Below are 10,516 nucleotides of genomic sequence, written 5' to 3' on the forward strand. Positions count from 1 at the left end.
CTCGGGGACAAACGACTGCAATCTTCACATTTCGCGGCTTGGATCACTATTACTCGAGCATCATTGGTCACTCACGAGGCGGGTGGCCCGGTTTCCGGTACCTGGGCCGGCACCTGTTCGGTGCGGTCTTCGCTCGGTTTCGCCGTACGGGATGTCAGGCGTCTCGCCAGCGCTGGAAGGTCGCCGCCTGGCCCACGAGTACGCCGTCCCCGTCCACCAGGTTCCACATCGTCACGTCCTCGATCCAGAACCGGCGGCCGGACTTGGCGATGCGCTGTCCCCGGTAGCCCGTCGCGAAGCCGTCCCGATGCACGGCGTCCAGGAGCCGCCGGCGGTCCTCACGGCGGGCCGGCTCCGCCGAGAGACGGGAGGGCAGGCCGACGAACTCCCCGTGGTCGTACTCGAAGCATCGCTGGGCGGTGACGTTCGCGTAGATGAAGCGGGGGTCGTCCGCCGCGTCATGCGCGAGCACGCCGAAGGGCGCGTCCTCGTACAGCCAGCGCGCCGTGGTCTCGGGGCCTGCCAGCGGGGTGCCGACGAGGCGCAGGTGGCTGCCTGCCAGCAGGTCGAAGAGGTCGGGATTCACGTGACGGCCGTTCGCAGTTCCTATTTGTCGCATTGAAGGATAAAACACCCAAAACAACCCAACGACGGGCGGCGGGCCATCGGGCCGACGGGGTCGAGCAGGGCTTTCACGACACGTGCGTGCGGTCGCTCCCGCCGCACGAGCGGAGCCGACACCACGGTGGCGAGCGGCGGGGCGGACGTGGACGATCTCCGGCGCGGGGTGGGCGTCGGCGCCGCCGGATGCGAGACTTCGCCCTATGACGGAAAAGGAGCCGCGTTCCCTGATCCCGAACATGCGGCTGGACGAGTTGCTGTCGGAGTTGCAGGGGCGTCTGGAGGCGGTGCTGGCCACCCGCGACCGGGTGCACGCGCTGCTGGAGGCGGTGGTCGCGGTGGGCAGCGACCTGGACCTGGAGACCGTGCTGCGCCGGATCGTGGAGACCGCCACCAGGCTGGTCGACGCCACCTACGGCGCGCTGGGCGTGGCCGGGGAGCAGAGCACGCTGCTGCAGTTCGTCCCGGTGGGGCTGAGCGAGGAGGAGATCGCGCGGATCGAGCACTGGCCGCACGGGCTCGGCCTGCTCGGTTTGCTGATCAAGGAGCCGCAGACGCTGCGGCTGGCCCACATCTCCGACCATCCGGCGTCCTACGGCTTCCCGCCCGGTCACCCGCCGATGGGGTCGTTCCTGGGGGTGCCGGTCCGGGTGCGCGAGGAGGTGTTCGGCAACCTCTATCTGACGGAGAAGCGCGGCGGCGGCGAGTTCGACGAGGAGGACGAGGCGATCGTGACCGCGCTGGCCGCCGCGGCCGGTGTCGCCATCGAGAACGCCCGCCTGTACGAGGAGAGCCGGCGCAGGGAGATGTGGCTGCAGGCTTCGGCGGAGGTCACCACCAGCCTGCTGTCGGGCGCCGAACCGGATCAGGTGCTGACCCTGGTGGCGGGCCGGGCCCGGGACCTGGCCGCCGCCGACACCACGATGATCATGCTTCCTGACGCGGCCCGCGAGGTCCTGCACGTGATGATCGCCGAAGGTCCGGGTGCCGACGGGCTCGGCCGGACCACGGTGGACGTCACCGGCTCGCTCCCGGGCAGGGCCCTGCTGGGCGGCGAGCCGGTCATGGTCAACGATCTCGGCGAGGCGGATCTGCCCGCCGCCCTCACCCGTGATCTGACGGTGGGTCCGGCCGCCGCGGTGCCGCTGGGCGCCGCCGGGGCGGTGCGGGGGGTGCTGGTGCTGGGCAAGCGACCAGGCCGCCTGCCGTTCAGCGGCGGCGAGCTGCGGACCCTGCACTCCTTCGCCGGACAGGCCGCGGTCGCGCTGGAGCTGGCCGAGGCCCGCCAGGACGCCGAGCGGCTGGGACTGCTGGAAGACCGCGACCGGATCGCCAAGGACCTGCACGACGTCGTCATCCAGCGGCTCTTCGCCGTCGCCATGACCTTGATGAGCATCGTGCGGTTCGTCGAGCACCCCGAGGCCGGGGGCCGGCTCCAGCACGGGATCAACGAGCTGGACGAGACCATCCGGCAGATCCGTTCGACGATCTTCGCCTTGCAGACTCCCCGACAGGCCGACGAGCCCAGCCTGCGCGCGCGGATCGTGGAGCTGGTCGAGGGCGCGCGCGGGCACCTGGGCTTCATGCCGGGCCTGCGGATGGAGGGACAGCTCGACAACAGGGTGCCCGCGCCGGTCGCCGAGCACCTGCTGGCCGTCCTGCGTGAGGCGCTGTCCAACATCGTGCGCCACGCCAAGGCCTCCAAGGCCGACGTCTTCACCGAGACGGCCGATGACCGGCTCACCCTCACCGTCACCGACGACGGCGTCGGCCTGTCCGGCGAGGGAAAACGCAGCGGCCTGCGCAACATGGAAGAACGCGCCACCGCGCTCGGCGGCTCCTTCGAGGCCGGCTCCTCCCCGCAGGGCGGGACCCGGCTGACCTGGCGCGTACCCCTCACCTGACAGGCGGCGCGGCACCGGTGAGAACCCGCGGGCCGCTACCTCCGTACGCCTCGGCGCTCTCCGGCCCCAGCCGGTGACAGGAGGGTCGCTGGTCCCGGCGAACCGGGACCAGCGACCCTGGCCGGGGTCGGGCCGGTCGCGGTTGCATGAAGGCGAACCCCTTCCACCACCGGGGCCACGGGACGGATCACGGAGGATCCCATGACAGGTCGACAGCCGTTCTCTCGCATCCTGGTCGGCTTCGACGGTTCGGCCGCCGGGCGGGCGGCACTGAGCTGGGGTGCCCAGGAAGCCCGCCGCAGCGGCGCGGAACTGGTGGTCCTCCACGCGTGGGGCGACCTCATGCGGTGCCGGGCACCGTACGGGCCCGGCCGGGCACCCACCGAGGAGGCGGACCGGAAGGCGATCGCTGAAACCGTCGTGAGCCAGGCGGTCGCGACCGTCCGTGCCGGGTATCCGGAACTCGACGTGCGCTCACTGCTCTGCCGCGACAGGGCCGCGCGGGCGCTGCCGCGCCATTCCGAGACGGCCGACCTCCTCGTCCTGGGAGGGCTCCGGCCGGCAGCGGGCGGCGGATACCCCGGGGCGACCTTGCGGGCCTGCCTCGCCCTGGCGGCCTGCCCCACCGTCGTCGTCACCCCCGACCAGGTCGACCGGGCACGGTACGCCGACGTGCCCGCCCCGCGTGCCGCGACCGGATCCACGACCGGAACGGCACATCCGGCACTCGCCTGACCGGAAGACGGCGCCCGCGCCGTCTTCCACGCTCGGGCACCGGAGGGCTCCCGCCCGCGGGAGAGAGCTCCCGCGCCAGGATGTTCCGGAAGCCGCGCACCGGCGAGCGCCCCACTCGCGCCACCCGTGCCGGGGTGGCTGTCACCGGGGCCGAAGGTCCCTCGCCCTGATGGCTTTCGCCTCGGGGTCCGGCCGCCACCGTAATGATCTGCTGGACACATGACTATCAAGGCGGACACCCCGGCGGGGCTCGGCGACGCGGAGGCTGCCCGGTTACTGGACGAGTACGGCCCCAATGAACTTCCGCGTTCCCGGCCGCCCACCCTGCCGGCCCGCGTGGCGCGGCAACTCGCCGACCCGCTGTCGATCCTGCTGCTGATCGCCGGGCTGGTGACGCTGCTCGTCCTGGCCGAGATTCCCGAGGGAATCGCGATCCTGACCATCCTGGTGGTGAACGTGGCCATCGGCGCCGGTCAGGAGGCCAAGGCCGACCAGGCCGTCCGCGCGCTGGGCACGCTCAGCGCGCCCATGGCCAAGGTCAGGCGGGACGGTGTCACCCGGCGCGTTCCGGCCGCCGAGGTCGTGCCCGGAGACGTGATCGAGGTCGCGGCCGGAGACCGGGTTCCCGCCGACGCGCGGGTGCTGGAGGTCAGCGCCCTGGGCGTCGACGAGGCCATGCTGACGGGGGAGTCGCAGTCGGCCGGCAAACAGGTCGGCGGCGCCGGCGGGCCGGGTGTTCCGCTCGGTGACCGCGACGGGGAACTGTTCTCCGGCACCCTGGTCGTCCGAGGATCGGCGACGGCCCTGGTGGAGCGGACCGGTGCGGCGACCGAGATGGGACGCATCGCGGGTGCCCTCGGGGGGCGGCAGCCGAAGAGTCCGCTGGAGGTGGACCTGGCGCAGGCGTCGCGGCGGATCGGACTGCTCGCGCTGGCGGCGGGAGTGGTCATGGTCCTGCTGGGCCTGACCCGCGTGAGCCGCGGGGAGGCCGCGCTGCTCGACATCGTGCTGGCCGGGGTCGCGCTGGCCATCGCCGCCGTTCCCGAAAGTCTCGCCACCGCCGTCACCACCGCGCTGGCCCTGGGCTCCCAGCGGATGGCCAGGCTGGGAGTGATCGTCCGCCGGCTCTCGGCGATCGAGGCGCTCGGCGCGACCACCGTCATCGCCTCCGACAAGACCGGGACGCTGACCACCGGGCGGTTGGCCGTCGTCGACCAGGTCCCGGTCGCCGGTGCCGACCTGTGGCGGGCCGCGTTGCGTTGCAACGACGCCCGCGACGGGCTCGGGGACGCCGTCGACGTGGCGCTGCGCGCGGCCGCCGAGCGCAACGGGGCCCGGCTGCCGGAGGGCGAGAGACGCCTGAAGGCCCGGCCCTTCGACGCCGAGACCCGTTCCATGGCCGTGGTGACCGAGGGGCCGCTGCTGACCGTCAAGGGAGCACCCGAGGTGGTGCTGGCCCGCTGCGTGCCCGGCGAGCAGACCGGCCGTCTGATGAACGCCGTGACAGATCTCGCCCGCCAGGGCCTGCGGGTGCTCGCGCTGGCCGAGAAGGAAAGCGATGACCTGGACGCCGACGGGCTGCGCCCGCTCGGCCTGCTCGGGCTGCGCGACGAGATCAGGCCCTCGGCCCTGCAGGCGGTCGCCGACTGCCGGGCGGCCGGCATCCGGGTCATGATGGTCACCGGTGACCATGGCGACACCGCCCGGGCCGTGGCCGATGAGGTCGGCATCGAGTCCGGCGCCGTGGTCACCGGCGCCTCCCTCGAAGGACAGAGCGTCGCCGGCAGGGCCGGGCGGCTGCGCGGGGCGAGCGTGCTGGCCCGGGTGGATCCGGCGACCAAGCTCGACCTGGTCCACGCGCTGCGCGGGAGCGGAGAGGTCGTCACCATGACCGGTGACGGCGTCAACGACGCGCCCGCGCTGCGGCACGCGGACGTGGGCGTGGCGATGGCGGGCGATGAGGGAACCGACGTGGCGCGGGAGGCGGCCGCCGTCGTCGTCACCAACGGTGAGCTCGGCACCATCGTCACCGGAGTGCGTGAGGGACGGCGCCTGCGCCACAACGTCACCTCGATGATCGGTTACCTGCTCACCGGCAACCTGGCGGAGATCCTCCTGGTACTCGTCGGTCTCATCCTGTGGCCCGACCTGATCATCCCGCTGCTTCCCGTGCACCTGCTCTGGATCAACCTGGCGCTGGACGGGATTCCGGCCATCGCCCTGGGCGTCGACCGGCCCGCGGGAGATCCTCTGGCGCTGCGGCCACAGCGGGGCGGCCTGCTGTCGGGCGCCGTACTGAGGCGGGTCGGGCTACGGTCCCTCATCGTCGGCCTGCTGGTGATCGCCGCGGTCGAGGCGGCCCGCCGGATGGGCTGGAGCGACGAGCAGGTGCGCACCCAGGCGGTCCTCGCGCTGGTCTTCGCCCGCCTCACCCTCGCCTATGTCGTGCGGGCCCGCCGGTGGACCTTCGAACGGGGATGGTGGCACGGCCGCACGGTCACGATCGCGGTCGTCGCCACCGCGCTGCTCCAGGCGCTCGTCACCCTTGTCCCGTTCCTCGGCGCCCCGCTGGCCCTGGTGCCGTTGCCCGCGGCCGGGTGGGCGCTGGCCCTGGGTACGGCCGTGCTCACCCCCCTGCTCTGCGACCTCGTCCGGTGGGCGGTCGCGAGCGGGGCCGGCGCCCGTCCCGGCCGCGATCACGAGGGGTCAGGACCCCGAACACGGTGACGGAGGTCCCTCGGGCAAAGGACCTTTACCGCTGTCGCCCTCCGGCCGCCCGCCGGTGTGATGGTGCCATGGGCACCATGAGGAGGATGTCATGATCGTAGTTGGAGTCGACGGTTCGCAGGCCGCGCTCGCGGCCGTGGGCTGGGCGGCGCGCGAGGCCGCGGCCCGCGGCAGTGCGCTGAGCATCGTGCACGCCATGCCCGCCTGGCCCTTGGAAGTCTCCGAGGAGGATCGCTACGCCGAGGTGGGCCGCTGGATGCGCGAGGGGGCCACGTCCATGCTGGACGCGGCACTGGAGCGCGCCCGCCAGGAAGATCCCCGCGTCGCGGCGCAGCCGCGGCTGCTGGGCGGTGACCCGCGCGCCATCCTGATCGAGACCGCCGCGGACGCGGAACTACTGGTGGTCGGCAACCACGGACTGGGTGGTTTCGCGGGGATGCTGCTCGGTTCGGTCGCGCTGGGGGTCGCCGGGCGGGCCACCTGCCCGGTGGCCGTCGTCCGCGACTCGGCCACCCAGCCGGCCGAAGAGGTGGTCGTCGGCGTCGACGGCTCGGCGGCGGGCGCGAACGCCCTGGGATTCGCCTTCTCCGAGGCGTCCCTGCGCGGTGCCGGCCTGCGGGCGGTGCACGCCTGGAGCCGTCCGATCGCCGGTGGCGGCCCCTTCGCCCTGCAGGCCGCGGAGGAGACGGCCGAGGTCGAGCGGCGCCTGCTGGCCGAGGCCCTGGCCGGTTGGAGCGAGCGCTACCCCGACGTCAAGGTCACCGAACAGCTCGAACACGGCCACCCGGCGCACGTCCTGGCCGAGGCCTCGGCCCACGCCGGCCTGCTGGTCGTCGGCTCGCGCGGCCGCGGTGACCTGACCGGGCTGCTGCTGGGGTCGGTCAGCCATTCGCTGCTGCACCACGCCGCCTGCCCCCTGGTCGTGACCCCCGCCCCGGAGCCTCCCGGCTCCTCCTGACCGGCGCCGCCACCCGGCCGGCGAGCGGCTCGGGCGCGGGACTCCCTGAGGCGAACCGTCAGGGAGTCCCGCGCCGGTCAGATGCTGGTGAGGCCGTACGCCCGGAACTGGGCGTGGACCCGCTCCAGCAGCGCCTGGCCGGGGGGAAGCACACCCGCCAGGGGAAAGGCCAGGCCGAGGCGCTGGTACTTCTCGGCGGCCATGCGGTGGTAGGGCAGGACGTCGACGTGCTCGACGTTGTCCAGGCCGGCCACGAAACGGGCGACCCCGTCGACGTTGTCCGGGGCGTCGGTGACCCCGGGGACCAGCACGAACCTGATCCAGGCCGGGCGGCCCAGCTCGGCCAGGCGGCGGGCGAAGCGCAGGGTCGGCTCCAGCGAACCGCCGGTCAGGCGCCGGTAGCCGGCCGGGTCGGAGGACTTGATGTCCAGCAGCACCAGGTCGGTGTCGGCGAGCAGCGCGTCGGTGGCCCGCTCGCCCAGGAAACCCGAGGTGTCCAGGGCGGTGTGCAGGCCGCTCTCGTGGCAGCGGCGCAACAACTCGGCGGTGAAGCCGGGCTGCAGCAGCGGCTCGCCGCCGCTGACGGTCACCCCGCCGCCGGCCACGGTGACGAACCTGCGGTACTTGTCCACCTCGGCCATCACCTCGTCGACGGTGACGCGGCGGCCGTCGCGCATCCGCCAGGTCTCGGGGTTCTGGCAATACAGGCAGCGCAGCGGGCAACCGGCGGTGAACACCGTGAACCTGGTGCCGGGTCCGTCGACGCCGATGGACAGGTCCCAGGAACTGACGACGCCGGTGCCCGGCGTCGCGGGCGGCGGGCGAAGCTCGGCTTCGCCCTGCCGCATCACGGCTTCGCGGTCGCCGTCCATCCGCGCGCATCGCGCGGCCGGGTTCATCGCGGCCTCCGTCACAGCGATCCGTGGAAACGGAAACCGAGCCAGGGCGCCGGGGTCGCCTCTTGTCGCTCGGCCGACATGCCGGTCATGCTCGTCATCGGGGAACTCCCTCGCCTCTCGTCCACGTTTCCACTGTCGTCATTCGCGCGGCCCGTCTCATCGGCCGGAGGTCACCGATGGACGGGACCAACGTCCTGGATCGCCGGGAAGGACCCGGCCACCTCGCCGGCGGTGACGTACGGCGGCGTCAGCCCTGCCGGAACGCCGGGCACTCAACCCGTCACGGGAGGTGCCTCACCCGGACGACGCCCGGGACGGTCCTGGCCAGCAGATCGGCGATCCGGTCGTGGTGGCCGTCGGCGTGCCCGCCCAGCGTGGCCACACCGTCGTGGACGGCGACCTCCCAGCGCGGCCCGAGGGGATACTGCTCGGACAGGGCGGCGAGCACGTCCGCGCGCAGCTCCTCGTCGGAACGGGCCAGCACGCGTATCAGGTCACGCCGGCTGACCATGCCCACCACCCGGTCGTCCCGCAGGACGGGAAGGCTCTTGACGCGCTTGGCGACGAGGAGCTCGACCAGCCGGGCGGCGTCGGTCGTGGGGGTGACGGTCACCACCTGGCGGGTCATCACCTCCTCCACCCGCAGCGGCGGGGGAGAGGCGTGGCCCAGGATCGGGCGCAACGCGGCACGCGGGTCGGGCTGGAACTCGCCTCGCAGCAGGTCCATCTCGCTGACGATCCCCACGAGCGTTCCGTCGTCGTCCAGGACGGGGGCGGCGGTGATGGCGTTGGCGAACAGCACCCGAATGGCCCAGCGCACCGAGTGGGCGGGCAGGAGCGTGACGACCGGGCCGGTCATGATATCGCGAGCCAGCATTTTCATCGATCCTTCCAGACAGGGACGTCCTCACGGCCCCGAGGCGGCCCGCCGACCACATCGGCGACCCCGCTGACGTTCACGCGCATGTCGTCTGCTTCCGGGCGGGGTGGACTCCTTGGTCCTGGCCGGGGCCGTGAGGAGGCGGGGATCCGGCCGGTTCAACCTCCGTTCCAGGTGCTGTCATCCTCCTTCCAGCGCACCTCGCTCACCACGTCGACGACGCCGTTGACGCGACCGGTCATCCGGGCCGCTATCTCGGCTTCGCTGCGACGTTCCATGGTGCCGGCCAGGGTGACGACACCGTGGTCGACCTGGATGCTGACCTGCGCGGTGTCCACCCACAAGGAGCGGCCGAGGACCTCCTCGCGAACCTCGTCGGCGATGTCGGAGTCGGGCCGGACGAAAACCCTGATCAGGTCGCGGCGGCTGACGATGCCCACCAGGCGGCCATCCCGGTCGACGACCGGGAGCCGCTTGATCCCGTGTTCCTCCATGAGCCTGGCGGCGCCGACCGTCGACGTCTCCTTGGAAACGGTGATCGCGGGGGAGGTCATCAGCTCGGCGGCGATGTCGCCCCGAGCCCTGGCCTTCAGGTCGCGGCCTTCCGGGTTCAGCCGGTGCCGCAGCCGGGCGCGCAGCGGCGGCTGGTAGCCCTCACGGTAGTACTGCTCCCGGAACTCCTCCTTGGCGAGCAGGTCCGCCTCGGAGACGATGCCGGTGACACGGCCCTCCCCGTCCACGACGGGGACCGCGCTCACCGCGTGCGCGATGAGCGTCTCGGCGATGTCCTTGAACGGTGTGTCGGCGGTGACCAGCGCCACGTTCCTGGTCATGACGTTCTCTACCTTGGTGCGCATGGCATGTTCTCCACCTGTGATGGTGCGGGCCCTGTGATGGTGCGGGCCCGCTCGCCCGAGCGGGCCCGCCGGATGTGTTACTTGGTGGTGCGCGCCTTGCCGACGGGGATGCGGACACCCGCGACCTTGCTGTCGTCGAGTTTCACGCTGATCTCCAGGAGGCCCTTGTCGTAGACCGCCTTGACGTCCTTGGGGTCAGCGCCCGCGGGCAGGACGATGGAGCGGGTGAGCGCGCCGTACCGGAACTCGGTGCGGTGCGTGTCCTTCTCCTCGTGGTGCCGTTCGGCGTGGATGGCCAGGACGCCGTCGGTGAGGGTGATCTCGAGGTCCTTGTCAGGATCGATACCGGGGAGTTCGGCCAGCAGGACGTACCTGCCGTCCTTGACGTAGTCCTCGAACCGGATCGAAGGGCCGATCGCCGGGCGGAATCCCGCCAGCGGTCCTTCGAGCCAGTCGAAGATCTCCGGAAACAGTCCTCTCGGCTCCCTGCGGATGAGTGTGGTCATCTGCCCACCTCCGTGGTCTCCTTGTGTTTCTCATCTCCATCTCACGCCTGGTGGACGGCCGGATGCAGGGCCGGAGGTCCCCGCGAGGCCGCCATTGGTCACTGCCGCACAAGGTGCTTCGGGGCGAGGTGGATCATGGCGGTCCCACCCCGGTCGTCGGCCTCGTCGATCCGGATCAGGGACATCCGGCCGGGGCGCCCGGGGGCGAGCAGCACGTCGAAGGCGCCGGCCGAGGGATTCCGCCCGATCACGAGCAGGGCCGGTGACGGCCGCAGGCGTCGGGGCCGACGGGACGCAAGGCCCGGGGCATGCCGGAACGACTCCAGGGGGAGGTCCTGGGCGGGCGGTCAGCTCTCCTGCTCGTCGTGTCCGGAGGTGAGGCGGCGGCCGGTGATCTGCTCGGCGCGTACCACGATGTAGTGGTCGTGG

The 10,516-nt window shown here is 72.3% G+C and carries 10 protein-coding genes; 4 read left to right on the forward strand and 6 right to left on the reverse strand.

The window, feature by feature from the left end:
• Positions 1 to 154: 154 nt before the first annotated feature.
• A complete protein-coding gene (locus ACTOQ1_RS40155; RefSeq protein WP_440073541.1) occupies positions 155 to 586 on the reverse strand; it encodes an MEKHLA domain-containing protein in 432 nt (143 codons plus the stop codon).
• A gap of 238 nt (positions 587 to 824) precedes the next feature.
• On the opposite strand from ACTOQ1_RS40155, the gene ACTOQ1_RS40160 reads away from it, so the two are divergent.
• The 4 genes from ACTOQ1_RS40160 (at position 825) to ACTOQ1_RS40175 (ending at position 6,945) form a co-directional block, all read left to right on the forward strand.
• Positions 825 to 2,525: a GAF domain-containing protein gene (locus ACTOQ1_RS40160; protein ID WP_440073543.1), complete on the forward strand. Its 1,701-nt coding sequence runs from the start codon at positions 825 to 827 to the stop codon at positions 2,523 to 2,525.
• A 201-nt stretch (positions 2,526 to 2,726) separates the two neighbouring features.
• Positions 2,727 to 3,260: a universal stress protein gene (locus ACTOQ1_RS40165; protein ID WP_440073544.1), complete on the forward strand. Its 534-nt coding sequence runs from the start codon at positions 2,727 to 2,729 to the stop codon at positions 3,258 to 3,260.
• Between the two features lie 219 nt (positions 3,261 to 3,479).
• Positions 3,480 to 5,987 (forward strand): cation-translocating P-type ATPase, encoded by a 2,508-nt coding sequence (locus ACTOQ1_RS40170; protein ID WP_440073546.1) that lies wholly within the window; start codon positions 3,480 to 3,482, stop codon positions 5,985 to 5,987.
• A gap of 91 nt (positions 5,988 to 6,078) precedes the next feature.
• Complete coding sequence (locus ACTOQ1_RS40175; RefSeq protein WP_440073547.1) at positions 6,079 to 6,945, forward strand: universal stress protein; 867 nt, start codon at positions 6,079 to 6,081, stop codon at positions 6,943 to 6,945.
• 77 nt (positions 6,946 to 7,022) lie between these two features.
• Here the strand turns inward: ACTOQ1_RS40175 and pflA are convergent, their stop codons facing one another.
• The 5 genes from pflA to ACTOQ1_RS40200 form a co-directional block, all read right to left on the reverse strand.
• Positions 7,023 to 7,844, reverse strand: coding sequence for a pyruvate formate-lyase-activating protein (gene pflA, locus ACTOQ1_RS40180; RefSeq protein ID WP_440073549.1), 822 nt, complete (start codon positions 7,842 to 7,844; stop codon positions 7,023 to 7,025).
• A gap of 280 nt (positions 7,845 to 8,124) precedes the next feature.
• The gene (locus ACTOQ1_RS40185) at positions 8,125 to 8,721 is read right to left on the reverse strand and encodes a CBS domain-containing protein (protein WP_440073550.1); all 597 of its coding nucleotides are present in this window, start codon (positions 8,719 to 8,721) and stop codon (positions 8,125 to 8,127) included.
• Between the two features lie 161 nt (positions 8,722 to 8,882).
• Positions 8,883 to 9,581, reverse strand: a complete 699-nt coding sequence (locus ACTOQ1_RS40190; RefSeq protein ID WP_440073551.1) for a CBS domain-containing protein — start codon at positions 9,579 to 9,581, stop codon at positions 8,883 to 8,885.
• Between the two features lie 77 nt (positions 9,582 to 9,658).
• The gene (locus tag ACTOQ1_RS40195) at positions 9,659 to 10,087 is read right to left on the reverse strand and encodes an Hsp20/alpha crystallin family protein (protein ID WP_440073552.1); all 429 of its coding nucleotides are present in this window, start codon (positions 10,085 to 10,087) and stop codon (positions 9,659 to 9,661) included.
• Positions 10,088 to 10,185: 98 nt separating this feature from the next.
• Complete coding sequence (locus ACTOQ1_RS40200) at positions 10,186 to 10,338, reverse strand: hypothetical protein (RefSeq protein ID WP_440073553.1); 153 nt, start codon at positions 10,336 to 10,338, stop codon at positions 10,186 to 10,188.
• Positions 10,339 to 10,516 lie beyond the last annotated feature (178 nt).

Origin of the sequence: Streptosporangium sp. OZ121, assembly GCF_051918885.1 — a bacterium.
In the GTDB taxonomy this organism is placed as follows: domain Bacteria; phylum Actinomycetota; class Actinomycetes; order Streptosporangiales; family Streptosporangiaceae; genus Streptosporangium.

Coding starts and splice junctions, on each gene's coding strand:
- ACTOQ1_RS40160 (WP_440073543.1), top strand. CDS start 825: ATGACGGAAAAGGAGCCGCGTTCCCTGATCCCGAACATGCGGCTGGAC.
- ACTOQ1_RS40165 (WP_440073544.1), top strand. CDS start 2,727: ATGACAGGTCGACAGCCGTTCTCTCGCATCCTGGTCGGCTTCGACGGT.
- ACTOQ1_RS40170 (WP_440073546.1), top strand. CDS start 3,480: ATGACTATCAAGGCGGACACCCCGGCGGGGCTCGGCGACGCGGAGGCT.
- ACTOQ1_RS40175 (WP_440073547.1), top strand. CDS start 6,079: ATGATCGTAGTTGGAGTCGACGGTTCGCAGGCCGCGCTCGCGGCCGTG.
- pflA (WP_440073549.1), bottom strand. CDS start 7,844: ATGAACCCGGCCGCGCGATGCGCGCGGATGGACGGCGACCGCGAAGCC.
- ACTOQ1_RS40185 (WP_440073550.1), bottom strand. CDS start 8,721: ATGCTGGCTCGCGATATCATGACCGGCCCGGTCGTCACGCTCCTGCCC.
- ACTOQ1_RS40190 (WP_440073551.1), bottom strand. CDS start 9,581: ATGCGCACCAAGGTAGAGAACGTCATGACCAGGAACGTGGCGCTGGTC.
- ACTOQ1_RS40195 (WP_440073552.1), bottom strand. CDS start 10,087: ATGACCACACTCATCCGCAGGGAGCCGAGAGGACTGTTTCCGGAGATC.